Below are 26,568 nucleotides of genomic sequence, written 5' to 3' on the forward strand. Positions count from 1 at the left end.
ATGTTTCCGGGTGTCGCAAGCTATTCAAAACACGAATAACAGCGGACCCGCAGTATTTCAAAAAGATAACCGTTACCCTTTTTCGCCCTTATCATTTTTGGTGGTAGCGACGAAAAAATGGTCTAAAACGTGATCAATTTAACACCTTGCCGGTTGACCGTAAAGAAAGATGCGCTACATACAAGTGTAGCACCGTTCTGTACGTGTAAATTCCTGAATACGGCTATGGCTGACGAATACGCCGCCTTGTCCCTCTCACGCTTCATCAACCGTAAAACTGCCATCCCAGAGTCAACAATGTTAGGATGGTTAGCGATTGATAATGACGGTAACAAGCATGTTAGACAATGTTTTGAGAATTGCCACACGCCAAAGCCCCCTCGCGCTCTGGCAGGCACATTATGTGAAGCAGCGCCTTGAAGCCTGCCACAGTGGATTGCGCGTCGAGCTGGTGCCGATGGTCACGCGCGGTGACGTGATCCTCGATACGCCCCTGGCGAAAGTGGGCGGCAAAGGCCTGTTTGTCAAAGAACTGGAACTGGCATTGCTTGAGAACCGCGCCGATATCGCCGTACATTCAATGAAAGACGTGCCTGTCGAGTTCCCGGAAGGGCTGGGGCTGGTGACCATCTGCGAGCGTGAAGATCCGCGCGATGCGTTTGTCTCTAACCACTATGACTCGCTCGACGCGCTGCCGGAGGGTAGCGTGGTTGGCACGTCCAGTTTACGCCGTCAGTGTCAGCTGGCAGAGCGCCGTCCTGACCTGATCATTCGCTCGCTGCGCGGTAACGTCGGCACGCGTCTGGGCAAGCTGGATAACGGCGATTACGATGCCATTATCCTCGCCGTTGCCGGCCTCAAGCGTCTGGGGCTGGAGTCGCGCATTCGCGTGGCGTTGCCGCCAGAGCTGTCGCTTCCGGCCGTGGGCCAGGGTGCCGTCGGCATCGAGTGTCGTCTGGACGATGCGCGTACCCGCGAACTGCTCGCACCGCTGAACCATGACGAGACCGCTATCCGCGTAAAAGCCGAGCGTGCGATGAATACCCGCCTCGAAGGAGGATGTCAGGTACCGATTGGCAGCTATGCTGAATTAACAGAAGGTGAACTGTGGCTGCGCGCGCTGGTGGGCGCTCCGGACGGTTCCCAGATGGTACGCGGCGAACGTCGCGGTAAAGCGCAAGATGCCGAGCAGCTTGGCGTGTCGCTGGCGGAAGAGCTGCTGGATAACGGCGCCCGCGAGATTCTGGCTGACGTTTATAATGGAGAGCCCCCTGCATGAGTATTCTTGTCACCCGCCCTTCTCCCGCAGGAGAGCAGTTAGTGAGCCGTCTGCGCACACTGGGGCAGGTGGCCTGGAGTTTTCCGCTCATTGAATTCTCCCCCGGTCGGGAGCTCTCCGCGCTCGCCGACCAGATGAATACCCTTCAGGAAGGCGACCTGCTGTTTGCGCTGTCGCAACATGCCGTGGAATTTGCCCACGCGCAGCTGCAACAGCAGGGTTTAGCCTGGCCACTTGCCCCCCGCTATTTCGCGATTGGCCGCACAACGGCACTGGCGCTGCATACCGTAAGCAGCGCGGACGTTCGTTACCCGTTAGATCGGGAAATCAGCGAAGTCTTGCTACAATTACCTGAATTACAAACTATTGCCGGAAAGCGTGCGCTCATTTTGCGCGGCAACGGTGGTCGCGAGCTGCTGGGCGAAACGCTGCGTGAACGCGGTGCAGACGTAACGTTCGTTGAGTGCTATCAGCGCTGTGCAAAACACTACGATGGCGCGGAAGAGGCGATGCGCTGGCACGCGCGCGGCATTAATACGCTGGTGGTCACCAGCGGTGAAATGTTACAACAGCTTTGGTCGCTGATACCGCTCTGGTATCGCGAAAACTGGTTACTCCGCTGTCGGCTTCTGGTCGTCAGTGAGCGTCTGGCGAACCAGGCCCGGGAACTGGGCTGGCAGGATATTCGGATCGCTGATAACGCCGACAACGATGCGCTGCTGCGCGCATTACAATAACTCTCAAATGGGAAGCCATAATGACGGAACACGACAAATCCTCCGCCGTGGTTGAAGAGACCAGGGAGACTGTGGAGACGACGCCACAGCCAGAGACGACTGAGAAAACCGCTGAGAAGAAAAACGGCAGCAACAAAACGAGCCTCGCGCTGAGCGCGATTGCCATTGCCATTGCGCTGGCAGCAGGGGTTGGCCTGTACGGCCTGGTGAAGCAACAGGGTGCTAACCAGACGTCCACCAGCGATGCGCTGGTGAATCAGCTCACTGCCCTGCAAAAAGCGCAGGAGACGCAGAAAACCGAGCTGGAAACGGTGATTAAGCAGCAGGCCGCCGCGCTTGCCGAGGCGAACAGCAAACAGGAAGAGCTGGCTAAACAGCTGGGCGACGTGCAGCAGAAAGTCGCCACGATTTCCGGTACCGATGCCAAAACCTGGCTGCTCTCGCAGGCTGACTTCCTGGTGAAGCTCGCCGGACGTAAGCTCTGGAGCGATCAGGACGTCACCACTGCCGCCGCGCTGCTGAAAAGCGCCGATGCGAGCCTGGCAGACATGAACGACCCGAGCCTTATCACCGCGCGACGCGCGATCACCGAGGACATCGCCAGCCTCTCCGCCGTCTCGCAGGTGGATTACGACGGCATTATCCTCAAGGTGAACCAGCTGTCGAATCAGATTGATAACCTGCAGCTGGCGGATAACAACGACGACGATTCCCCGATGGATTCCGACGGTACCGAGCTTTCCAGCTCCCTGAGCGAATGGCGCATAAACCTGCAGAAAAGCTGGCAGAACTTTATGGACAGCTTCATCACTATCCGCCGTCGCGACGAAACCGCCGTGCCGCTGCTGGCGCCGAACCAGGATATCTATCTGCGCGAGAACATTCGTTCCCGCCTGCTGGTGGCGGCTCAGGCCGTGCCGCGTCATCAGGAAGAGACATACAAACAGGCGCTGGATAACGTCTCGACGTGGGTACGCGCCTACTACAACACCGATGATGCGACGACCACCGCCTTCCTCGAAGACATTGATAAGCTGAGCCAGCAGAACATCACCATGAACGTGCCGGATAAGCTGGCCAGCCAGCCGATTCTGGAGAAACTGATGCAGACGCGCGTACGTAACCTGCTGGCGCAGCCGGGCGTACCGGCAGAGCCGACGGACGGAGCGGCACCTGCTCCGGCTCCGGCTCCGGCGCCTGAAAGCGCACCACAAGGAGAGTAATGATGCTAAAAGTTCTCTTACTCTTCATCCTGCTGATCGCCGGGATCGTGCTGGGACCTATGCTTGCGGGTCATCAGGGTTACGTCCTGATCCAGACGGATAACTACAACATTGAAACCAGCGTAACCGGCCTGACGATCATTCTGATCCTCGGCGTGGTGGTGCTGTTTGCGATCGAGTGGATCCTGCGCCGTATTTTCCGCACCGGTGCCCACACGCGCGGCTGGTTCGTTGGTCGTAAACGCCGCCGCGCCCGCAAGCAGACCGAACAGGCGCTGCTTAAGCTTGCCGAGGGTGACTATCAGCAGGTTGAAAAGCTGATGTCGAAAAACGCCGACCATGCCGAACAGCCGGTAGTGAATTATCTGCTCGCTGCCGAAGCGGCGCAGCAGCGCGGTGACGAAGCCCGCGCCAATCAGCATCTGGAGCGGGCGGCAGAGCTGGCTCACGGCGACCCGATTCCTGTAGAAATCACGCGCGTTCGCCTGCAGCTGGCGCGCAATGAAAATCACGCGGCGCGTCACGGTATCGATCGCCTGCTGGAAGTTGCGCCACGTCATCCGGAAGTGCTGCGTCTTGCCGAGCAGGCGTATATTCGTACCGGCGCCTGGGGCTCGCTGCTGGACATCATTCCGTCGATGGCGAAGGCCGAGGTGGGCGACGATGAACATCGTGATGAGCTTCAGCGTCTGGCATGGATTGGCCTGATGGATCAGGCGCGCGCCGACCTGGGCAGCGACGGTCTGAAAACGTGGTGGAAGAATCAGAGCCGTAAGACGCGCCAGCAGGTTCCTCTGCAGGTCGCCATGGCGGAACATCTTATTGAATGTGACGATCATGACACGGCTCAGGAGATCCTCCTCGATGGCCTGAAGCGCCAGTATGACGATCGTCTGGTGATGGTGATCCCGCGTCTGAAAACCAATAATCCTGAGCAAATCGAAAAAGTGCTGCGTCAGCAGATTAAAACCGTCGGTGACCGACCGCTGCTGTGGAGCACGCTCGGTCAGTCGCTGATGAAGCACGGAGAATGGCAGGAGGCGAGCCTCGCCTTCCGCGCGGCGCTGAAGCAGCGTCCGGACGCGTTTGACTACGCGTGGCTTGCCGATACGCTGGACAAGCAGCACAAGCCGGAAGAGGCAGCCGCCATGCGGCGTGACGGATTGCTGCTAACGCTGCAAAATAACGGTACGCAGCAGTAAATAAAAAGGAGGCCAGAGGGTCTCCTTTTTTTATCGCCTTTCTCCTGCTACATTCTTTGCACCCACATCCGCAAACGAATCCGCCAATGTAACGATGTCTTTTCATTAACCTTTTTTCACACACGCGCACATTTTGCAGCGTGGACTAAATCGTTTTTGAAAGGAAATCTCCATGAACTCGCTTTTGTATGCGCTTATTCAAGCGCTGCGTTGCCACCTCTGGCTGCGCCTGCTTGCCTGTGCTTTTATCTTTTCTTCGCTGGGGAATGGCTTAACCCAGGTCGTGGTCTTCGGTTTGCTGCTGGCGTGGTCAGCCCCGCCCGCTCTGCTCACTCTCGCTTTTCTTTTCGCTACGGTACCAGGGTTCATCGGCAGTATCTTCGGCGAAAAGCTATGCTCACGCTTTTCGCCGATATCCCTGCTGATACTGACCGAGGGGCTGGGCCTGCTCGCCCTGCTCTTTCCCCTGCTTGGTGTGGGTTACCACAGCGTTGCCGCATTGCTCGCCGTACAATCCACCGAAGCCCTGCTCAGCGGGATGAGCTGGCCCGCGCTGACTTTGCTCTTTAAGCGCGGACTTAGCGAAGCGGAGCTACCCGCTGCAACCTGTCTGGAAAATATGATTTTTGCTTCTCAGGTGTTGTTAGGGACCGGCCTGGGCGTGGTGCTGTTTCAGAAGACATCCGTGTTTACCCTGCTGGCTATTGATGCCGCCAGCTTTCTCGGGTCAGTGGTACTGCTATGGCTGGCTGGGCGCCGGTTTTCTCCGGCACCACATCCCACCGCTGTGGAAAGGGGAGTTTCTGCAACATTACGCTGGCAGGCGTTGACCGTTCGGCAAAAACGCAGCCTGCTCATCCTGCCGGCGCTGGCTGCCGTCGGCTCACCGGCGATGGCGCTGCTTCCGGCACTGGCCCAGCAGCTTAGTCCTCAGGATGCGGCGGGCCTTGCTTTGCCTCTGCTTTTCGCGAGGAGTCTGGGGCAGCTTTGTGGCCCCCTGCTGCTAAAAAAAGAGAGCCTGATGCGCATTGCGGCCCACACGCCGCGAATAATCGTTTGCCTGAGCATCTTTCTGGCCGCTTATGGCATGCTGCCTTTTTTGTCCGGGTGGACGGTATGCGCGCTGGGGATGATCTTTATCGCGCATCTGGCCTCGAATGTTCTCTTCGCAGCGGGCACGTTTGGGGTACTCAGTAGTTTTCCTCTCACGCAAACCGCTTCGGCCAGCGGTAAAGCCTGGCGCTGGCAAACGCTCAGCGCCTCTCTTTTCACCGGCATTGCAGCGGCGGTGGCTTCAGGGTTTGGCTCAGTACAGGCGCTCTATATTGTCTCGGCATCGGCCCTGCTGATGGTTACCCTGATCATGCGCCTGTATCGGGAATAAGGCATAAAAAAACGCCTGCTATAAAAGCAGGCGTTAAAACAGGTCTGTAAGACAACATATTTGGTGCTTCACTCAACGTTGTGTCCATGGTGTCTGATGAGGCCGAAGCGACATCTGTCAGTGGACGATAAGCACCGTAAATGGCTCTGCGTCATTCCTGAGTTTATGAGGCACTAAGGCGAACATAAGAGATGGAATGAGCATCTACACGCATATTATTGCACGTAACGTGCCAACATGACACCCAGAACTTTTACATGACGCAACATTTTAAGATAAAAGGAAATTATGCTGCCTGGCACCGTCTTAGGCTCTACAACGTATCGGGAAAAGGCGGGAATATGTCGCCAGGAGGAGACAGCAAAACCCATAAATGGTTATTTTTTTAATTTTCAATGAGTTGCATGTCGCTGGATTGCGACAAAGAAAAAGGGTGCTGTCGGGCCATGACTACAGGGATGAGAACTCGCAGAAAACAAAAAACCCCGCCGAAGCGGGGTTCAAAATTGGTCGGCGAGAGAGGATTCGAACCTCCGACCCACTGGTCCCAAACCAGTTGCGCTACCAAGCTGCGCTACTCGCCGATGTACTGCTTTTTGAATTTTTAGTTCAATTCATTTAAAAAGTCGTGGTGCGAGGGGGGGGACTCGAACCCCCACATCCAAAGGACACTAACACCTGAAGCTAGCGCGTCTACCAATTCCGCCACCTTCGCAATTCACAACTCTTTCAAATAATGGGGTGGCTAATGGGATTCGAACCCACGACAACTGGAATCACAATCCAGGGCTCTACCAACTGAGCTATAGCCACCACTGTATTCTTTCACGCGGTACTGACTACTTCTCAGACCACCGCAGCTCTAGCGCCGGGACTAAAATGGCGCGCCCGACAGGATTCGAACCTGAGACCTCTGCCTCCGGAGGGCAGCGCTCTATCCAGCTGAGCTACGGGCGCTTAGCGCCGTTGCGGGGCTGGATATTACGTACCTCCGTCCCCGCTGTCTAGTGCTTTTTTGAAAAAAATGCGCGTTTGGTTATGGTTTGCACATTTTGCCGCTTATTCCTCCACTTTCTGCGTGGTGCCGCGGCGACCCAGTCCAAAAAGCTTATATGCGGCCGTCACAGCCGCCAGGAAGATCATCCCGACAAACAGCGACATGCGGGTATCTTCATTAAAGTACATGCCGATTAATACGCAAATCAGGAACGCCATCGTCAAATAGTTCGCATAGGGGAACAGAATTGAGCGGAACGGATGGCTTTCAATCGCTTTTTTATGCGCATGACGGAAACGCAGCTGGCTGATGAGGATAACAAACCACGGCACCATGCCCGGCAGTACGCTGGCGCTGTAGACGTAAACGAACACGCGCTGCGGGTTAGGAATGATGTAATTCAGGCAAGAGCCAATCAGCAGGATTACAATGGAGACCGCCACACCCGCCACCGGTACGCCGGCACGTGAGACTTTACTCATCGCCGCAGGCAGCTGGTTATTCTTCGAAAGCGCATAGAGCATACGCCCGCAGCTGTACATCCCGCTGTTACAGCCTGACAGCGCTGCCGTCAGGACCACAAAGTTGATGATACCCGCCGCCGCCGTGATACCAATTTTGGCGAAGGTTAATACAAACGGGCTACCCGTCGTGCCAATTTCGTTCCACGGGAAGATGGTCACGATGACGAAGATCGCGCCCACATAGAAAATCAGGATACGCCACAGCACTTTGCCCACCGCGCTACGCAGCGTGACCTGCGGGTTTTTCGCTTCACCGGCGGTAATACCGATCAGCTCCACGCCCTGATACGAGGCCACAACGATACACAGCGCCGTCAGGAAGCCCTTCCAGCCGCCGGCGAAGAAGCCGCCGTTTTCGGTCAGGTTGCCAAAGCCGATAGCGTGCCCACCGTTGCCAAAGCCGAAGAAAATCACGCCCAGGCCGACGACAATCATCACGATAATCGTGGTGACTTTGATCATTGCGAACCAGAACTCAATTTCACCGTAAAGGCGCACGGCGGCCAGGTTTGCCAGCGCCACCAGCCCCACGGCAATGAGCGCGGGTATCCACTGGACCATGTCCGGGAACCAGAACTGGACGTAGACCCCTATCGCGGTGATCTCGGAGATGCCCACCGCCATCCACATAAACCAGTATGACCAGGCCGTCAGGTAGCCGAAGAAGGGGCTCATGTAGCGATGCGCGTAAACGGCGAAAGAGCCGGTTACCGGCTCCAGGAAGAGCATTTCGCCCATGGAACGCATAATGAAGAAAACAAACAGCCCGGCGATAATATACGCCAGTAATACGGAAGGGCCTGCCCATTTAAGCGTGCTTGCGGAGCCCATAAACAGGCCTACGCCGATAGTGCCGCCCAGCGCTATCAGTTCAATATGACGAGCTTCCAGCCCACGCTGTAGCTCCGGTTGTTTCTCTGCCATAGATCCTCGATTGTGTTTGCTGTTTCCCGGCTTAATACCGGGTATTGTTTTTTAGGGGTACTAAAATACGGAGCGAATGGTTTCCTAAAATCTGCCAAATGGCAAACGATGCATTAAAAAAATGAATGCATTGCACAGATTATCAGCAGTTTTGCAGGCGAGTTGCAGCGCGAATAGCATATCGCGCTACATTTTGATTACATTTTCCCGGTGTAATGCCAGGCGAGGTAGCGAAGCAGACGGATCTGTCGTTTAATGCGCGTCGGTTGCGATAGCAGGCGGTACAGCCACTCCAGCCCCAGATTTTGCCAGACCTTTGGCGCACGCTTAACGTGGCCAGTAAAGACGTCGTACGTGCCGCCGACGCCCATGTAGAGGGCATCAGGACAGACCAGACGGCAGTCGCGCATCAGGATCTCCTGGCGCGGGGAGCCCATCGCCACGGTGACAATTTTCGCCCCGCTGTCACGAACGCGCTCAAACAGAGCCTGTCGATCTTCCGGTTTGAAGTAACCATCCTGGCTGCCGACGATATTAACATTCCATTGACGACGCAGTTTCTCCTCCGTCTGGGCCAGTATCTCCGGCTTCCCGCCAATCAGGAACACGGGCGTACCCTGCGCACCTGCGCGGGCCATAAGCTGCTCCCAGAGATCGGCCCCCGCCACGCGGGATACATTAGCGTCAGGATACTTTTTACGGATAGAGCGGACCACGCTGATCCCGTCCGCGTATTTAAATTCAGCCGCTTCAATCAGGCTTTTAACTTCCGCATTATCCTCAACCGCCAGCATTTTTTCCGCGTTGATGGCCACCAGCGTACCGGATTTCATCTGGCCGTCGGCGAACAGAAAGTCCAGCGCGTGCTGCATGTCGCGCCAGCCAATTAGCTGCAGGCCACGTAGCGCGTAGCGCGGTGCAGAAATTTTATCAGTCATTACTATCCTTACTCAGACTTGCGACAGCGTTGTGCTGCCCTGCCGCTCGCGCTTGTGCACGAGCCCTGCGCTGTCAAACAGCCAGTACAACAGTTTGGCCAGTAACAGGCAGAGGCCGAAAACAACCATGAAGAACACCACGCGCGAAACGAACGAGTCCAGCCCTTCGCGCGCCAGAACGATCATATTGAAAATGGCACCAAAGCAGAAACTGTGCAAAATGGCGGCTTTATAGCGGTTGGTCTCTTCGTTGCCGCGCAGGTAAAGCCAGTCGAACCACTTGATAATCAGCCCCACGGCAACCGCCCCGGGCAGAATGAACCACGCCCCCCCCATCACCACCAGGGAACCAATCAGCGTTGGCGAGATTGCCAGACCGGAATGGTTGTTCAGCACTTCCCAGGTAAAGTAATTTGCCGTGTTAAGCACCACGCCGGGCCGGTCCGGCCATAGCCAGGAAGGGATAAAGACGTAGAAGTCGCGAACAATCGGCGCCAGCCCCTGGAAATCAATCTTGTCATAGTTTTGCAGCAGCAATGCCAGGTTTTCCCACGGCGAGAAGGTATCGCGCGTCAGGTAGAGGAACGTGTAAAACGCCTCATCGCCCGCCACGTTCATCCCGTAGCGCTTCAGCGCCAGCCAGAACATCCCCACAATGCCAAACACGCCTGCCGCAACCAGCATCCACAGCGAGATCCAGCCGCGGATGATGCCGATAAACAGGAAGATAGCGAAGGCGATGATGATGTTCGCGCGCGTGCCGCCCACAATCATGTAGGTCAGAATGCCAAACGCGACGGTGCTGACCAGAAAGAACAGCCACGCTTTGCTGTCCTGACGCAGGAAAAAGACCACCAGCATCGCCGGGATGAAGAAGTAGAAGAAACGCTTAAGCGCCACGCCCGAGACTTCGGCCGAAAAAATCTGGCTGTAGGAGTGGAGCTTAAACAGCAGAAAGCCGTTATGCATGAAGAAGATACCGACGCTGACCAGGGCGATGGTCATCAGCATCACCCACGTCAGGTGGGTTTCCACCCGATTCATGGTAAAAAGCGGCCGACGCGGGACTGCAGCCTGCGCTGAACGCAGACGCGTTTTATAGGTGACGTAGTAGACGGCATAGAAGCAGGTCGCCGCCAGAAGCGCCTGGAGCAGGATTTCCGGCGGCGCGACGCTCACGTCAAAACGGAAGACCAGAATGCTGGTCAGCGGGAAGCCGAAAAAGAAGGTCAGCAGAAACAGTAACGAGAAGAAAACGTTAAAGTTGAAACGCACCCGGCGGAATTCAAACCAGGTAAGCGTGGCGATAAACAGGGCGCTCAGAAGCCAGACAACCAGTAAGCCGCTGAATTGCAACTGACTCATGCTTTGTCTCCTGAAGCGATACGCAGCGCGCGATGCCACGGCGTGAGGTAATTCGGGCTGAAAAAATCGATGCTATTTTTATCCACCAGCGTGAGCTGGCGTTGGGCTTCCCGTACCACCTCGACATTCAGCGTGTCTGAGGTAAACAGCACCGGAATATGCTGCTCGGCCATGTCCTGCCAGAACGGGTTGTCGCGGTTGAGCACGCACGGTACACCCGCCTGAATCAGCAGACACAGCGTGCCAATTCCCTGCTGTCGGGCGAAGATGAAATAGCCAAGATCGCATTTTCTCAGCAGCGCAAGATACTCATCAAATTCCAGCTTATTGCTGAGAATGTGCAAATTTTCTGCGCTAAACAGCGCAAGTCCCTGCTGGCGAACCTCAGCAATATAGGCGTCGTTGTTGGCAGGATAGCCCATCGGCACCACCACGTTCACCGTGTCGCCAAACTGCTGATGCACCGCCCTGAGCGCCGCGACGTGTTCGTTACTGCGATCGCCGGAATTCCCCACCAGGATCGTCAGCTTGCCTTCACGCACCGCGTCATTCGCCATGGCGTTCAGCGCCGGATCCATGCGGGTTGGGAAATAGAGTAGTTCTCCGCGCACGTTCGGGTGCTGTTTAGCAAAATAGTTGAGATCGCCGCGGGTGGCAAACACACAGCCTACGCGCCCCTGCGCCATGCGGCGCAGCGGATAGAAAAGACGGAATTTCCAGCCGCGGGAGACTTCGTAGAGATCGGCTCCCCAGATATGCCAGCTGCACTGGGAGGGTTTAATCCCCCCGCTGAGCAGCGCCAGCCACAGGCCGGTATTGAACTGCCCGTGGAAAAAGAAACGTTGCTTACGATCCGCTTTGGCTTTGGCAATGACCGCCTTCGCCAGCGCGGCCTTATCCGGCCAGAAGCGAATCGTCAGCGCCGGAAACGCCTCGCTCAGGCCCTTATCCTGACCTGCAACCATAAACTCACGCGCATCAGGATTACCCGATGCCAGCTCGTCGTTGAAGAACCGCAAAACGGTCTGGTTATGGTGTGGGATATCCGATCCCAGGATGTGAATCAGTGCAGTCATGCGCGTTTACGCCACAATAAAAATACGCCGCAACAGGCAGCGAAATAAACGATATAGGTTGCCATGTAGGCCTGAGCCGCCCCCAGCGCACCGTGCGCGGGTATCAGCCAGTGTGAAAATGCTGTCAGTAACGCAAACTGGCTAATTTCCGCCAGGATATACAGCCGCAGGGACGCTTTTGCAATCACCAGATAGCCGAAAACGTAAGCCCCCACTTTTAGTACATCACCCACCAGCTGCCAGGCAAAGAGATCGCGCATGGCGGTGAACTTCGCCGAGAACAGCAGCCAGATGGCGACATCGCGCAGTAGCCAGACGGTAAAGCTGGCCGCCGCGACGGCTGGCAGCACAAAGCGCAGCGATCGGAAAATCTCACGGGTAATATCCTGTCTGGACGTCAGACGCGATAAGGTTGGCAGCAGGTAAACGCTAAAGGAAGCCGTAATAAACTGGAGATAGGCGTCGGAAATACTGCTTACGCCCTGCCAGATCCCCACTTCATCCCAGCTATAATGCGCCGCCAGCAAATTTCGCATCATCACGTAGGCTACCGGCAGCGTAACAGAGGTGATGAGCGCCATCAGGGTAAATTTACCCAGCTGGCTGGCAAGCATCGTGTCCCATTGCGGTTTCAGGTAGCTCAGAGGGATGACGCCCCGACGCATCAGCATAAATGCCGCAGGCACAACAACCAGTGCCGGGACCAGCGCCAGCCCCAGCAGTGCGCCCTCATAGCCGCCCAGGCGATAGCAGAAGTAATAGGCAATCACGCCGATGACGCTGCCCAGGATTAAGGCAAGCGCGTTCCCGGCGGCATCACGAAAACCTTTCATCAGCGCCAGCAGCAGGTTAGCCCAGGCAATGCCCATCTGAACCAACGCGACCAGACGCACCAGCCCCTGATAATGGGTGTGCCCGAACAATCCCTGGCTAATGGGCGCCGCCGCCAGCAGAAAAACAATCGCCATCAGGGTCGAAAAACCCGTGACCATCGCCGAAGAGGTACCCACCACTCTGCGCAGCTGAGCCGCATCATCGTGATACTGCGCAACGTATTTGGTGACGCCGTTGAAGATACCGGCACCGGCCAGCACGCCAAGGACGGTGACAAGCTGGCGGAAATTACCCGCCAGCCCCACACCAGAGGGGCCAAATGAGACGGCCAACAGCTTGACGACCAGCAGCCCGGCGCCAATTTTTACAAGCGTGGACGCGGCGGTCCACACCGATGCTTTTGCCAGAGACATATCAGCCGAAATAACTCAGAAGGGTATTAATTACCGTACGCTGGTTAACAGGCGCGAGGTTGTAGAACAGTGGCAGGCGAAGCAAACGCTCACTTTCTTTGGTGGTGTAACGATCTTCACCCGCGAACGTGCCAAACGCTTCGCCGGCCGGGCTGGAGTGCAGCGGGATGTAGTGGAACACCGCCATAATTTCGGCCTCTTTCAGCCAGGCGATGAGCTCGCTGCGGTCGTCGTTATCGCGCAGCTTGATGTAGAACATATGCGCGTTGTGGACGCAATCTGCCGGGATGGTCGGCAGCTCAATACGCCCGGCTTTGGCCAGAGGCTCAAGCGCATCGTAATACGTTTGCCACAGGGAAAGACGCTGAAGGTTGATACGTTCCGCCGCTTCCAGCTGCGCCCACAGATACGCCGCCTGCAGATCCGCCATCAGATAGCTGGAGCCGATATCGCGCCAGGTGTATTTATCTACCTGTCCCCGGAAGAACTGGCTGCGGTTGGTGCCTTTTTCGCGGATCACTTCCGCACGCTCCACGAGAGCCCGGTCGTTAATCAGCGTCGCGCCACCTTCTCCACCCGCCGTGTAGTTTTTGGTTTCGTGGAAGCTAAAGCAGCCAATGTGGCCGATCGTGCCCAGCGCGCGTCCCTTGTAGGTGGACATCACGCCCTGCGCGGCATCTTCCACCACGAACAGATTATGTTTTTTGGCGATGGCCATGATGGTGTCCATTTCACAGGCCACGCCCGCGTAGTGAACCGGCACGATCGCGCGCGTTTTGTCAGTGATCGCCGCTTCAATCAGCGTCTCATCAATGTTCATGGTATCCGGACGGATATCCACAAAGACGATTTTTGCTCCGCGCAGCACAAAGGCGTTCGCGGTGGAAACGAAGGTATAGCTCGGCATAATCACTTCATCACCGGGCTGGATATCCAGCAACAGTGCCGCCATTTCCAGCGATGCCGTACAGGACGGGGTCAGCAGCACTTTGGCGCTGCGAAAACGCTGTTCCATCCACTGCTGACAGCGACGGGTAAAACCGCCGTCACCACAGAGTTTGCCGCTGCCCATGGCAGACTGCATATAGTCGAGTTCAGTTCCGACAACGGGTGGTGCGTTAAATGGAATCATCTTGTCACCTGTATAACCAGTAGGCGGTGGCGTCGATGTTGGCACCACTCGCAATATAACGTTTAAGCGCGGCGGTGTTGCCCAGCTGGGTCGCAACCCGCAGCGTCACAAGCTGTTGCTGCTGCGCCCAGTGCAGCGCCGCCTGCATGAGTTTCTCACCCATGCCGCGCCCGGCTAATAAGCCGATACGCGCCTCGCGCTCGTTGAGCTTACGCAGCGAGACGAACCCCTGGATTTGACCGTCCCCTGCACGGAAAACCAGGCAGACGTGGTCAAAGGTGCCTTTGACCGCATTTTCTATCCACTGGGCATAGAAACGTCCGCTATCGTCAGGTGCATACCAGGGAGCACGAAAGCGGCTCTGAGCAAATGCCTGGGCCGCCATCTGACGCAGCGCGGGGATGTCCTGCTCTGTTGCAATTTCCGCGCCGGACGCATCGTGCCGGGTAAGGTTAATGGAAAGGTCTACCTCACCTTCAACCAGCTGAAAGCCGTGTTGCTGCAGCGCATCAAGCAGATCGGCACGCTCGGCCGGGATCTTAGCCTGCACCCGTTGCCAGGCGATAAAATCCGGTTCAGCCAGCACCGGCGCATCATCACGCAGACGCACGATGGCCGACGGCAGGCCGAAAAAGGCACTCTCCCACTGCAGGGACTCGAGCACCCCATTCAGGCTGTTCAACGCCAGACACCTTTGGTATCCACAATATACTGCTGACGAACAGCATCGCCGGACGTCGCTTTAAACTCTTTATGATCCACCAGCAGCACCAGCACATCCGCCGTCGCCAGCGCGTCGTCCAGCGCCGTCAGCGTACAGTGCCCCGCCAGTTTTGCCGGTAATTCATGGATATTCGGCTCAACCACCAGCGTTTCACCCTTGTGCCATTCGGCAATCATCTCGGCAATTTCCATCGCCGGGCTTTCACGCAGATCGTCAATATTGGGTTTGAATGCCAGACCAAAGCAGGCAATTTTCAGCTCGCTGGCGCGCTTGCCGCTCTCTGCCAGACAATCCGCTACCGTCGCTTTAACCTGATTGAGCACCCAGTGAGGCTTGCTGTCGTTCACTTCACGCGCGGCGCGAATCAGACGCGCCTGCGCCGGATTTTGCGCCACGATAAACCACGGGTCGACGGCGATACAGTGTCCGCCCACGCCCGGACCTGGCTGGAGAATGTTCACGCGCGGATGGCGATTCGCCAGGCTAATCAGCTCCCAGACGTTAATCCCCTGATCGGCACAGATCAGCGACAGTTCGTTCGCAAAGGCGATATTGACGTCGCGGAAGCTGTTTTCCGTCAGCTTGCACATCTCGGCAGTGCGGGAGTTGGTCACCACGCATTCACCTTCCAGGAAAATCTTGTACAGCGCGCTGGCACGTTCGGAACAGACGGGCGTCATACCGCCAATGACGCGGTCGTTTTTAATCAGTTCGACCATGACCTGGCCCGGTAGCACGCGCTCCGGACAGTAGGCGATGTTGATATCCGCCTGCTCACCCGCCTGCTGCGGGAAGCTTAAATCAGGGCGCGCGTCGGCCAGCCACTGTGCCATCTGCTCGGTAGCGCCGACCGGAGAGGTTGATTCCAGGATCACCAGCGCCCCTTTCTTCAGCACAGGCGCGATGGATTTTGCCGCCGCCTCGACGAACGCCATGTCGGGCTCGTGGTCACCTTTAAACGGGGTAGGGACGGCAATCAGGTAGGCATCCGCTTCAACTGGCGTCGTGCTGGCACGCAGGAAGCCCCCTTCCACCGCCTCTTTCACCACGCGGTCAAGATCGGGCTCCACAATATGAATCTCGCCACGGTTAATGGTTTCTACCGCCCGTGCGTTGATATCCACACCGACAACCTGTTTCTGACGAGAGGCGAACGCGGCCGCAGTAGGCAAGCCAATGTAGCCAAGACCGATGACAGAGATGGTAGTAAAACTCATAGCGATACCCGATTGTGTTTAAGTGCTTGCAAAATACGGCCACAAGCCTGCCCGTCTCCGTACGGATTATGGGCCCGGCTCATCGCCTGATACGCTTCATCGTCATGCAGCAGGCGCGTGACCTCTTCGACGATGAGCTGCGCGTTGGTGCCGACCAGCCGCACCGTACCGGCTTTGACGGCTTCCGGACGTTCGGTCGTTTCACGCATCACCAGCACCGGTTTGCCGAGGGATGGCGCTTCTTCCTGAATTCCGCCGGAATCGGTGAGGATCAGCCAGGCGTGGTTCATCAGCCAGACAAACGGCATGTAGTCCTGAGGTTCAATCAGAAGGACATTTTCGACATGGCCCAGGATCCGGTTAACCGGCTCGCTGACGTTAGGGTTAAGGTGTACTGGATAGACAATTTGCACATCATCGTTCTGCGCGGCGATTTCAGCCAGCGCGTGACAGATTTGCTCGAAACCCCGGCCAAAGCTTTCGCGACGGTGGCCAGTAACCAGAATGGTTTTTTTGCCGTTGTGAAGGAACGGATAGCGGGCAGCGAGCTCTTTCTGAAGATCGCTATTTGCCAGGACGCGGTCGCGTACCCAAATTAACGCGTCAATGACCGTATTGCCGGTCACAAAGATTTTGTTATCGCCGATATTTTCACGCAGCAGGTTCTGACGCGAGTTTTCCGTTGGCGCAAAGTGGTACATCGCCAGATGACCCGTTAACGTGCGGTTGGCCTCCTCCGGCCACGGCGAATAAAGATTGCCGGTACGCAGACCCGCCTCAACATGCCCCACGGGAATTCGCTGGTAAAACGCGGCCAGGCTTGTCGCCACGGTTGTGGTGGTGTCACCGTGAACCAGCACCACGTCAGGCTTGAATGACTCCAGGATCGGCTTTAGCTCTTGCAGAATGCGACAGGTTATCTCCGTTAATCCTTGCCCCGGTTTCATAATATTAAGGTCGTAATCCGGGACGATGGAGAAGAGCGTTAAAACCTGATCGAGCATCTCACGGTGTTGGGCAGTAACGCACACTTTCGCTTCAATATCAGGATCGCAGGCCAGCGCATGAACCAGAGGTGCCATCTTAATGGCCTCCGGCCTGGTGCCAAATACGGTTAGTACTTTCACATCGATTCTCTTCGATTAGGCGATGAAGGCCGCAGCCTTCATCGTAGACGGCGTTCTTAGTTTTTGCGACGACGCGTTAACGCCACGCCAGCGCCCGTCAGTGCGCCTACAATCCCCCACATAATCATCAGGAATGCACGACGCGGACTATCGCGTTTTACAGGTTCTTCAGGCGTTCGCAAATAACGATAGGTCTGAAAACGCGGGTCCAGAGATGGACCGACATTAAGCGTATTGAGCATCGCGCGATTTTGATCGTAATCGAGGTCAAAATCAGGACCGACGGCCTGGAGGTTTTCCAGACGCGCCTGCAACATAGGGCGACCAAGGAGGAACATCTCTGAATCAGGCAGCTCATCGGCCGGCACGTCAGTCTCAGTACGGGAAATATTGCGCTGTTCCGCAATTTTCAGCGCCTGCTCAATGTTATGCACACGGCGACCGAAAATGGTATTCGCCACCTCTTCCTGACGTTTCACCTGGGCTTTCATCTGGATGGTACGAGCCGCCCAGGCACCTTTAAGCTCTTCGTTAAGATGGCTTGCGGCACGCTGGCTGGCAAACGCGACGTACTGACGCAACAGGTTGTTGGCATCCGGCGCGGTTTCTGCAATCAGCTTGACGCTGTCATTCACGTTACGCAGCGCGTCGCCCGGCATAAACTGAATATTGTTAATCAGATCGTCCAGCAGGGCGGCGTCGGCTTTTGTATTATCAACCCGACGCTGCTTGTAGTAATCCGTCTGGGACCAGAAATCGCGTCGGGTATCCCACGAAGCCAGCTGCATCACAAACTCTTTATAGGCTTCATCCATAACGGAAGCCTGGTCTGGCGTAGCAAGACTGGCTTTGATGTCCAGGTTACGCAGGAATTGCTGCTGGGAATAGTATCCCCCGAGCATGTTAACCGTTGGCTTGTCTGTAATTGCCGTGGCGCTCCACTCTTGTTTTGCAAAGAACGTATAGGCCAGCGCTAACAGTGCAAAACCCAGCGCGATCCCCGCAATCCAAAGTTTGCCTGCCCATAACACGCGAAACAAACCCCGAATATCCAGTTCATTCTCAGTTACCACTGATTTCGCTCCCGCCAACGGTTGAGTCATCATAGTCCCGGTTTTACTTAGTTAATGTTGTATTTTTGCCACTGTTACGACGCATCCTGCGTTTAAGACGTTTAATAAATCGCGCCACTTTCCATGCGCGTTTAATGCAGTAGCCGTACAGGAAAAATGCCAGCAAGAATAATGCCAACATAACCCACTCAGGAATAATATGAGAATATTCTGCAGCTACACCAATCGCGGCCAAAATAGCGGCGGCCAGAGTAATCAGCACAAACGCCTGACGAGAAGTAAAACCCGCACGCATGATGAGATGATGAATATGTTGGCGGTCAGGAGAGAAAGGACTCATCCCTTTGCGCAGGCGGCGATACATAATCGCAACCATATCCATTAATGGAATGGCAATAATCCACAGCGCGGTTACGGGACTTATCGGATGGGTTTGACCCTGTGTGGTTTCAAGCAGGATCCAGATAACCGTAAAACCAATCAGCGTACTGCCCGCGTCTCCCATAAAGACTTTATAGCGACGGCCCAGCACACCGAGGTTTAGGAGGATATAAGGCAGAATGGCGGCAATCATGGCAAAACACCACATTGCCAGACTGTACTGACCATCAAACCATAAAATAATGCCGATTGCGGCGAACGAGACGGACGACAACCCACCGAGCAGGCCGTCAATGCCATCCACCATGTTGAAAGCATTGATTGCCGCCCAGACGGCAAAGAGTGTCAGGAAGAAGCCAAATGGACCCAGGACTAACTCCCAGGGGCCAAATACATAGCCGAGGCTTCGCAGATACAGTCCGCCCACTACCATCATCACCACGCCAATGGCCGCCTGAACGGTAGCGCGTATTTTCACCGCAATATCGAACCGGTCATCAAGGGCCCCAACTAACACAAGGACACCGGCGCAGGCAATGTAGAGGGCGGCATGCGGGATATAATAATCGGCAATACCAAACGTGAAGCAAATCCCTGCGTAAACAGAAATCCCGCCGACTAAAGGAATAAGTCCCTGATGGCGTTTACGAAAATTTGGCTTATCCACCAACCCTATTCGTTTTGCCACCTTGCGCGCAATGAACAAAAAACAGGTTGTGAATAAAAAAATACTGATCAGTTCAGTAACGGCGGTGAATAGATTCACAATGGATTGCTCTCAACAAATGTTAGTCCCGGAAGTATAACCATGAAGCCACAGCCTCAGAAGTAATAAAGATGGCTTCTGACTACTCCCTTTGTATATTTTTCAATCAATTATTTCTTTAGCTGCACAAACGACCCTATTGTCGCACCGACCGGTCAAAATTGGGAGTAGATGGTACTAGCGTATAGTCCATAAAAGAAAAACGCCACGTAAAAACGTGGCGTTCGCTGGCTTTATTTGCGTTACGAGCGCTTCATCATGTCGAAGAAATCGTCGTTGGTTTTGGTCATCGCCAGTTTGTTAATGAGGAACTCCATCGCGTCAATTTCACCCATTGGATGGATGATTTTGCGCAGGATCCACATTTTCTGCAGCTCTTCCTGCGTGGTGAGCAGCTCTTCTTTACGGGTACCGGAACGGTTGTAGTCGATAGCCGGGAAGACGCGTTTTTCAGCGATTTTACGAGAAAGATGCAGTTCCATGTTACCTGTACCTTTAAATTCTTCGTAAATTACTTCGTCCATTTTAGAACCGGTATCGATCAGCGCCGTGGCGATGATGGTCAGGCTGCCGCCCTCTTCCACGTTACGTGCGGCACCGAAGAAGCGTTTCGGGCGATGCAGGGCGTTAGCATCCACACCACCGGTCAGTACTTTACCTGACGCCGGAACGACGGTGTTGTAGGCACGCGCCAGACGGGTGATGGAGTCAAGCAGGATGATCACGTCTTTCTTGTGCTCAACCAGGCGTTTCGCCTTCTCGATAACCATTTCCGCAACCTGAACGTGGCGAGATGCCGGTTCGTCGAAGGTAGAAGCAACCACTTCACCTTTAACCAGACGCTGCATCTCGGTCACTTCTTCCGGACGTTCGTCGATCAGCAGCACCATCAGCACGCAGTCTGGGTGGTTATAAGCGATGCTCTGCGCGATGTTCTGCAGCAGCATGGTTTTACCCGCCTTCGGCGGTGCCACAATCAGACCACGCTGGCCGCGACCAATTGGTGATGCCAGATCCAGAACACGCGCGGTTAAGTCTTCAGTTGAACCGTTACCACGCTCCATGCGCAGGCGAGAGTTCGCGTGCAGCGGCGTTAAGTTCTCAAAGAGGATCTTATTACGCGAGTTTTCCGGTTTGTCGAAGTTAACTTCATTGACTTTCAACAGCGCAAAGTAGCGTTCACCCTCTTTAGGAGGACGAATCTTACCTGAAATGGTGTCACCAGTGCGGAGGTTGAAACGGCGGATTTGGCTGGGGGATACATAGATGTCGTCAGGGCCGGCGAGGTAGGAGCTGTCTGCAGAGCGGAGGAAACCAAATCCGTCTTGCAATATCTCCAGCACACCGTCGCCAAAGATATCTTCGCCACTCTTAGCGTGCTGCTTCAGGATGGCGAAAATGATGTCCTGCTTGCGCATACGGGCCTGGTTTTCCAGTCCCATATTTTCGCCGAGAGTGATCAGCTCAGAAACCGGCGTATTCTTTAATTCGGTAAGATTCATAATGGTGTGGGTTCTTAAACTCGGGGTGATTCTCGAACTTAATGTTGTGAATGGTATGGCAGGGTCATCCATGCCTGTTTAGCGGCCATCAACTCATGTCTGTTCGCTGTCTGGTCACAGGGAAAGAACGCAGAACTGAAACGACAAGACGGATTGAGTGACAAGCCCGGAATTTAGCCACTTCACGCACTGTTCATGTTAACAACGGGAAGTATCGGGTAAAACAAGATTCAAACAACAAGATATGTTTAAAACGAAGTCATAGCTAACTTAGCACGACTTCAGCCGGGCGTCCAGAGTTCCACATCATTTAGCCGGGAGCCCTGAACGCACAGCGGAGAAACCTTACGCCAGGTTAGCGTCCAGGAACTCTTTCAGTTGACCTTTGGACAGCGCGCCCACTTTGGTCGCTGCCACTTCGCCGTTTTTGAACAGCAGAAGGGTTGGGATGCCACGGATACCGTATTTTGGTGCGGTGCCCGGGTTCTGGTCGATGTTCAGCTTGGCAACGGTCAGTTTGCCCTGATATTCGTCAGCGATCTCATCCAGAATCGGGGCGATCATTTTGCAAGGACCACACCATTCAGCCCAGAAATCGACGAGGATCAGCCCGTCAGCCTTAAGTACGTCCGTGTCAAAACTGTCGTCAGTCAGGTGAATAATTTTATCGCTCATATATAACTCCACAGGAATAAGCCTGGTACGTTGGTTTTGTCTCCACCAACGACGTGTTGATGTCGCATTAACCAACTAAAGGTTGACTTTATTTCACCGGATACGCTTTCGTAAAGCAATAGTAAGCTGATATTCTACCACACTATGAGCAAAACACATTTAACAGAACAGAAGTTTTCCGACTTCGCGCTGCACCCGAAGGTGATTGAAGCCCTTGAAAATAAAGGGTTTCATAACTGCACGCCCATTCAGGCCCTCGCGCTGCCGCTGACGCTGGCCGGTCGCGATGTTGCCGGGCAGGCGCAAACCGGTACCGGCAAAACGATGGCGTTTTTAACGTCAACGTTTCATTATTTACTTTCTCACCCAGCGATTGCAGACCGCAAAGTTAACCAGCCGCGCGCGCTAATTATGGCACCGACGCGAGAACTGGCGGTACAGATCCACGCAGACGCTGAACCCCTGGCGCAGTCTACCGGACTGAAGCTTGGCCTGGCCTATGGCGGCGACGGCTACGATAAACAGCTGAAAGTGCTGGAAAGCGGTGTGGATATCCTGATCGGTACCACCGGCCGTCTTATCGATTACGCCAAACAGAATCACATTAACCTCGGCGCAATCCAGGTTGTGGTGCTCGATGAAGCTGACCGCATGTACGATCTGGGCTTCATTAAAGACATTCGCTGGCTGTTCCGCCGCATGCCGCCGGCCAATCAGCGTCTGAACATGCTGTTCTCCGCTACCCTTTCTTATCGCGTACGCGAGCTGGCGTTCGAACAGATGAACAACGCCGAATATGTCGAAGTGGAACCGGAGCAGAAAACGGGTCACCGCATTAAAGAAGAGCTCTTCTACCCTTCCAATGAAGAGAAAATGCGTCTGCTGCAAACGCTGATCGAAGAAGAGTGGCCAGATCGCGCCATTATCTTCGCGAACACCAAACACCGTTGTGAAGACATCTGGGGCCATCTGGCTGCAGACGGTCACCGTGTTGGTCTGCTGACCGGCGACGTGGCGCAGAAAAAACGCCTGCGTATTCTTGAAGAGTTTACCCGTGGCGATCTCGATATTCTGGTCGCAACCGACGTTGCTGCTCGTGGTCTGCACATTCCGGCCGTGACGCACGTCTTTAACTACGATCTGCCAGACGACTGCGAAGACTACGTACACCGTATCGGTCGTACCGGTCGTGCGGGCGCAAGCGGTCACTCGATTAGCCTTGCGTGTGAAGAGTATGCGCTGAATCTTCCAGCCATTGAGACGTATATCGGTCACTCTATTCCGCAGAGCAAATACAATCCGGAAGCGCTGTTAAGCGAACTGCCGCCGCCTAAGCGTCTAACCCGCCCACGCTCCGGCAATGGTCCGCGTCGTTCAGGTGGCGCGCCGCGTAATCGTCGTCGTTCAGGTTAAGAAAATATGCTCAGCTCCACCTCGCTTTATGCGGCAATTGATCTCGGTTCGAATAGTTTTCATATGCTGGTTGTGCGCGAGGTGGCGGGAAGCATACAAACGCTGACGCGCATCAAGCGCAAGGTCCGCCTCGCGGCGGGCCTGAGCAGCGATAATCACCTCTCCCCTGAAGCCATGGAACGTGGCTGGCAGTGTCTGCGACTCTTTGCCGAACGTCTGCAGGATATCCCGCACGCCCAAATCACCGTGGTCGCCACTGCGACACTCCGCCTGGCGGTCAACGCCGTGGATTTCATTGCCAGAGCGCAGGAAATTCTGGGTTGTCCGGTACAGGTTATCAGCGGTGAAGAAGAGGCTCGCCTGATTTACCAGGGCGTTGCGCACACCACGGGAGGTGACGATCGTCGTCTGGTGGTGGATATTGGCGGTGCCAGTACCGAGCTTGTGACCGGCACCGGCGCGCAGGCAACGTCGCTGTTCAGCCTGTCGATGGGCTGCGTGACCTGGCTTGAGCGCTACTTTACCGATCGGAACCTGGCGAAAGAGAACTTCGACGAGGCAGAAAACGCCGCGCGCGAGGTATTACGCCCGGTGATGGACGAGCTGCGCTATCACGGCTGGAAAGTCTGCGTGGGTGCCTCGGGTACCGTGCAGGCTCTGCAGGAAATCATGATGGCGCAGGGAATGGACGAGCGGATTACGCTTGCCAAACTTCAGCAGCTGAAACAGCGCGCCATTCAGTGCGGACGCCTGGAAGAGCTGGAAATTGAAGGCCTGACGCTGGAACGCGCGCTGGTCTTCCCGAGCGGACTGGCTATTCTTATCGCCATTTTCACCGAGCTGAACATCCAGTGTATGACCCTGGCCGGCGGCGCGCTGCGCGAAGGTCTGGTCTACGGGATGTTACATCTGTCGGTCGATCAGGATATCCGCAGCCGTACCCTGCGCAACGTTCAGCGTCGTTTTCTGGTTGATATCGATCAGGCAGGACGCGTATCGCAGCTGGCGTCACGCTTCGCCGATCGGGTTGCTAACGTCTGGGATCTTGACCATCTGAGCCGGGATTTACTGCTGAGCGCCTGTGCGCTACATGAAGTGGGGCTGAGCATTGATTTTAAGCAGGCACCGGCTCATGCAGCGTATCTGGTGCGAAACCTGGATTTACCGGGCTATACGCCTGCGCAGAAAAAATTGCTGGCCACGCTGCTGCTGAACCAGACCAACGCCGTCGATCTCTCCTCTTTGCATCAGCAAAACGCCGTACCGCCTCGCGTGGCCGAGCATCTGTGCCGCCTGCTGCGTCTGGCGATCCTGTTTGCCAGCCGCCGCCGCGATGATTTGCTGCCGGCCATTAATCTGGTGGCCGATGACGAGAAGCTTTCGCTGACGCTGCCGGAGAAATGGATTGATCGTCACCCGTTAGGGGCAGAGATGATCGAGCAGGAGTGCCAGTGGCAGAGCTACGTGCACTGGGTGCTTGAGGTAAAGTAATACGCTGAACATTGCCGGGTGGCGGCTTCGCCTTACCCGGCCTACAACCCCTTCGAACTCATCCTTTCTCTTTGGCTTTTGCCAGCATAGCGCGGATGTTCGCCACGTTAGCCTGACCCTTGTGCATCCGCTCTTCTGCGGTAATCACTTTGCGCTCCTGTTCCCAGATCACGTCATCCTGCGGCAGTTCCAGCAGGAAACGACTCGGCTCCGGGCGAACCAGTTCACCGTACTGGCGGCGCTCTTTACACAGCGTAAACGTCAGCTCTTTCTGCGCGCGGGTGATCCCCACGTAGGCCAGACGGCGCTCCTCGTCGACGTTGTCTTCATCAATGCTGCTCTGGTGCGGCAACAATCCCTCTTCCATGCCGACCAGATACACATACGGGAACTCCAGCCCTTTTGACGCATGCAGCGTCATCAGCTGAACCTGATCGGCCTCTTCTTCGCTCTCGCCGCGCTCCATCATGTCGCGAAGGGTAAAGCGGGTGACCACCTGCGTCAGGGTCATCGGCTCGTCGATTTCAGAGCCCTCCAGCATTTCGGTCATCCAGCTGAAGAGCTGGTTAACGTTTTTCATGCGCATCTCAGCCGCCTTCGGGCTGGCTGAGGTTTCATACAGCCAGGACTCATAGTCGATGCCGTGAATGAGATCGCGCACTGCCGCCACCGGCTCGCGCTCCGCGAGACGCTGCACTTCGCCAAGCCAGTGGGTGAAGCGGGTTAACGAGTCATACCCGCGTCCGGTTAACGTCTGGCTCAGCCCCATGTCGAAGCTGGCGGTAAACATACTTTTGTTGCGGGTCATCGCCCACTCGCCGAGCTTTTGCAGCGTCGCCGGGCCAATCTCGCGTTTAGGCGTATTCACGATGCGCAGAAACGCGCTGTCGTCATCCGGGTTAGTTAGCACCCGCAGATAGGCCAGCAGATCTTTGATTTCTGGCCGCGAAAAGAACGACGTGCCGCCCGAGATTTTGTACGGAATGCGGTTCTGCATCAGCATCTTTTCAAAGACGCGCGACTGGTGATTGCCGCGATAGAGGATCGCGTAATCCTTATATTCGGTTTTGTTGACGAAGTGGTGAGCGATGAGTTCGCCCGTCACGCGCTCCGCTTCATGGTCCTCATTGTTGGCGCTGAGCACTTTCAGCTCCGTGCCGTAGCCCAGTTCGGAGAAGAGACGCTTCTCAAACACGTGCGGGTTATTGGCAATCAGGATGTTTGCCGCCTTCAGGATACGCCCGGAGGAGCGGTAGTTCTGCTCCAGCTTAATCACCTGCAGCGCGGGGAAATCTTTGCTCAGCAGCACCAGGTTTTGCGGGCGCGCGCCGCGCCAGGAGTAAATCGACTGGTCGTCGTCGCCTACCACGGTGAAACGCGCGCGCTGCCCCACCAGCAGCTTCACCAGCTCGTACTGGCTGGTGTTGGTGTCCTGATATTCATCCACCAGCAGGTAGCGGATTTTATTCTGCCAGCGCTCGCGCACCTCTTCATTGCGCTGCAGCAGCAGCGTGGGCAGCAGGATCAGATCGTCAAAGTCCAGCACGTTGCACGCTTTCATATGCGCATCGTACAGACCGTAGCAGTGGGCGAAAATCCGATCCCGTTCGCCTTTGGCGATCGCCGCGGCCTGGGCCGGCGTCATCAGATCGTTTTTCCAGTTCGAGATCGTCGAGATCAGCTGCTGCAACAGCACCTTGTCATCTTCGATCAGCCCCTCGGTGAGCTCTTTGAGCAGCGCCACCTGATCGGTGTCATCGAAGAGCGAGAAGTTGGACTTCATTCCCAGCGCCGCATACTCGCGTTTGATGATATCCAGCCCCAGCGTGTGGAAGGTGGAGATCATCAGGCCGCGCGCCTCTTTACGACCCAGCGTCTGACCGACGCGCTCTTTCATCTCGCGCGCCGCTTTATTGGTAAAGGTGACCGCCGCAATGTGTCGCGCCTGATATCCGCAGTTGTGGATCAAATGGGCGATTTTGTTGGTGATCACGCGGGTTTTACCCGAACCGGCCCCTGCCAGCACCAGGCATGGTCCAGTAACGAATTCGACCGCTTGTTGTTGTCCAGGGTTTAAACGCATGGGAGTGTTGCTCAATCTTCGAACGGGGTGTGGATTGTAGCAGAAAGCCGGGCGCAGATTTACCGGCTAATGATAAAGTGGAGAAATC

21 protein-coding genes and 4 tRNA genes are annotated in these 26,568 nt (G+C 55.6%); 7 read left to right on the forward strand and 18 right to left on the reverse strand.

Translation table 11 applies throughout. The features are described 5' to 3' along the window. Positions 1-337 precede the first annotated feature (337 nt). The 5 genes from hemC (at position 338) to LBF07_RS10600 (ending at position 5,825) form a co-directional block, all read left to right on the forward strand. A complete protein-coding gene (gene hemC, locus LBF07_RS10580; RefSeq protein WP_033146903.1) occupies positions 338-1,279 on the forward strand; it encodes a hydroxymethylbilane synthase in 942 nt (313 codons plus the stop codon). Continuing rightward, positions 1,276-2,016 carry a uroporphyrinogen-III synthase gene (gene hemD, locus LBF07_RS10585; RefSeq protein ID WP_033146904.1) on the forward strand — a complete coding sequence of 247 codons (741 nt, stop codon included), beginning with the start codon at positions 1,276-1,278 and terminating at the stop codon, positions 2,014-2,016. The genes hemC and hemD overlap by 4 nt, the downstream gene beginning before the upstream one ends. A gap of 20 nt (positions 2,017-2,036) precedes the next feature. Continuing rightward, a complete protein-coding gene (gene hemX / locus LBF07_RS10590; RefSeq protein ID WP_094935544.1) occupies positions 2,037-3,239 on the forward strand; it encodes a uroporphyrinogen-III C-methyltransferase in 1,203 nt (400 codons plus the stop codon). 2 nt (positions 3,240-3,241) lie between these two features. After that, positions 3,242-4,441: a protoheme IX biogenesis protein HemY gene (gene hemY, locus LBF07_RS10595; RefSeq protein WP_008501551.1), complete on the forward strand. Its 1,200-nt coding sequence runs from the start codon at positions 3,242-3,244 to the stop codon at positions 4,439-4,441. A gap of 172 nt (positions 4,442-4,613) precedes the next feature. After that, the gene (locus tag LBF07_RS10600) at positions 4,614-5,825 is read left to right on the forward strand and encodes an MFS transporter (protein ID WP_094935543.1); all 1,212 of its coding nucleotides are present in this window, start codon (positions 4,614-4,616) and stop codon (positions 5,823-5,825) included. 507 nt (positions 5,826-6,332) lie between these two features. Here the strand turns inward: LBF07_RS10600 and LBF07_RS10605 are convergent. The 17 genes from LBF07_RS10605 to trxA form a co-directional block, all read right to left on the reverse strand. Continuing rightward, positions 6,333-6,409: transfer RNA gene (locus LBF07_RS10605), tRNA-Pro, on the reverse strand. Positions 6,410-6,454: 45 nt separating this feature from the next. Continuing rightward, a tRNA-Leu gene (locus LBF07_RS10610) sits at positions 6,455-6,540 on the reverse strand. Between the two features lie 22 nt (positions 6,541-6,562). Beyond that, positions 6,563-6,638 (reverse strand) — tRNA-His (locus tag LBF07_RS10615). 67 nt (positions 6,639-6,705) lie between these two features. After that, positions 6,706-6,782 (reverse strand) — tRNA-Arg (locus LBF07_RS10620). A 102-nt stretch (positions 6,783-6,884) separates the two neighbouring features. Then, entirely contained in the window at positions 6,885-8,270 is a 1,386-nt protein-coding gene (locus tag LBF07_RS10625; protein ID WP_023309635.1) for an amino acid permease, read from the reverse strand. A 197-nt stretch (positions 8,271-8,467) separates the two neighbouring features. Continuing rightward, on the reverse strand, positions 8,468-9,208 hold the full coding sequence (wecG, locus tag LBF07_RS10630; protein WP_029739560.1) for a lipopolysaccharide N-acetylmannosaminouronosyltransferase: 741 nt from the start codon (positions 9,206-9,208) through the stop codon (positions 8,468-8,470). Positions 9,209-9,220: 12 nt separating this feature from the next. Beyond that, positions 9,221-10,573 (reverse strand): ECA oligosaccharide polymerase, encoded by a 1,353-nt coding sequence (wzyE, locus tag LBF07_RS10635; protein WP_033146908.1) that lies wholly within the window; start codon positions 10,571-10,573, stop codon positions 9,221-9,223. Further along, a complete protein-coding gene (locus tag LBF07_RS10640; protein ID WP_094935542.1) occupies positions 10,570-11,649 on the reverse strand; it encodes a TDP-N-acetylfucosamine:lipid II N-acetylfucosaminyltransferase in 1,080 nt (359 codons plus the stop codon). Before LBF07_RS10640 ends, wzyE begins: the two co-directional genes overlap by 4 nt. Further along, on the reverse strand, positions 11,646-12,896 hold the full coding sequence (gene wzxE, locus LBF07_RS10645) for a lipid III flippase WzxE (protein ID WP_094935541.1): 1,251 nt from the start codon (positions 12,894-12,896) through the stop codon (positions 11,646-11,648). Before wzxE ends, LBF07_RS10640 begins: the two co-directional genes overlap by 4 nt. 1 nt (position 12,897) lies before the next feature. Next, a complete protein-coding gene (rffA, locus tag LBF07_RS10650; RefSeq protein WP_023309640.1) occupies positions 12,898-14,028 on the reverse strand; it encodes a dTDP-4-amino-4,6-dideoxygalactose transaminase in 1,131 nt (376 codons plus the stop codon). Between the two features lie 4 nt (positions 14,029-14,032). After that, complete coding sequence (gene rffC, locus LBF07_RS10655) at positions 14,033-14,710, reverse strand: dTDP-4-amino-4,6-dideoxy-D-galactose acyltransferase (protein WP_094935540.1); 678 nt, start codon at positions 14,708-14,710, stop codon at positions 14,033-14,035. Further along, positions 14,707-15,969 carry a UDP-N-acetyl-D-mannosamine dehydrogenase gene (gene wecC, locus LBF07_RS10660; RefSeq protein WP_094935539.1) on the reverse strand — a complete coding sequence of 421 codons (1,263 nt, stop codon included), beginning with the start codon at positions 15,967-15,969 and terminating at the stop codon, positions 14,707-14,709. Before wecC ends, rffC begins: the two co-directional genes overlap by 4 nt. Beyond that, complete coding sequence (gene wecB / locus LBF07_RS10665) at positions 15,966-17,096, reverse strand: non-hydrolyzing UDP-N-acetylglucosamine 2-epimerase (protein WP_094935538.1); 1,131 nt, start codon at positions 17,094-17,096, stop codon at positions 15,966-15,968. Before wecB ends, wecC begins: the two co-directional genes overlap by 4 nt. Positions 17,097-17,152: 56 nt before the next feature. Further along, positions 17,153-18,199, reverse strand: a complete 1,047-nt coding sequence (gene wzzE, locus LBF07_RS10670) for an ECA polysaccharide chain length modulation protein (protein WP_033146914.1) — start codon at positions 18,197-18,199, stop codon at positions 17,153-17,155. A gap of 13 nt (positions 18,200-18,212) precedes the next feature. Next, positions 18,213-19,316 (reverse strand): UDP-N-acetylglucosamine--undecaprenyl-phosphate N-acetylglucosaminephosphotransferase, encoded by a 1,104-nt coding sequence (gene wecA / locus LBF07_RS10675; protein WP_023309645.1) that lies wholly within the window; start codon positions 19,314-19,316, stop codon positions 18,213-18,215. 242 nt (positions 19,317-19,558) lie between these two features. Then, a complete protein-coding gene (gene rho / locus LBF07_RS10680) occupies positions 19,559-20,818 on the reverse strand; it encodes a transcription termination factor Rho (RefSeq protein WP_008501566.1) in 1,260 nt (419 codons plus the stop codon). A 345-nt stretch (positions 20,819-21,163) separates the two neighbouring features. Then, positions 21,164-21,493, reverse strand: coding sequence for a thioredoxin TrxA (gene trxA, locus LBF07_RS10685; protein WP_006179218.1), 330 nt, complete (start codon positions 21,491-21,493; stop codon positions 21,164-21,166). A gap of 144 nt (positions 21,494-21,637) precedes the next feature. Here trxA and rhlB point away from each other — a divergent pair, with 144 nt between their 5' ends. Both rhlB and gppA read left to right on the forward strand, forming a co-directional pair. Continuing rightward, on the forward strand, positions 21,638-22,906 hold the full coding sequence (gene rhlB / locus LBF07_RS10690) for an ATP-dependent RNA helicase RhlB (RefSeq protein ID WP_023309646.1): 1,269 nt from the start codon (positions 21,638-21,640) through the stop codon (positions 22,904-22,906). A 6-nt stretch (positions 22,907-22,912) separates the two neighbouring features. Then, positions 22,913-24,397 carry a guanosine-5'-triphosphate,3'-diphosphate diphosphatase gene (gene gppA / locus LBF07_RS10695; protein ID WP_094935537.1) on the forward strand — a complete coding sequence of 495 codons (1,485 nt, stop codon included), beginning with the start codon at positions 22,913-22,915 and terminating at the stop codon, positions 24,395-24,397. Positions 24,398-24,455: 58 nt separating this feature from the next. On the opposite strand, the gene rep is transcribed toward gppA, so the two are convergent. Then, positions 24,456-26,480, reverse strand: coding sequence for a DNA helicase Rep (gene rep, locus LBF07_RS10700; protein WP_032646096.1), 2,025 nt, complete (start codon positions 26,478-26,480; stop codon positions 24,456-24,458). Between the last annotated feature and the right edge of the window lie 88 nt (positions 26,481-26,568).

Source organism: Enterobacter cloacae complex sp. ECL352 (assembly GCF_020149545.1).
In the GTDB taxonomy this organism is placed as follows: domain Bacteria; phylum Pseudomonadota; class Gammaproteobacteria; order Enterobacterales; family Enterobacteriaceae; genus Enterobacter; species Enterobacter asburiae_B.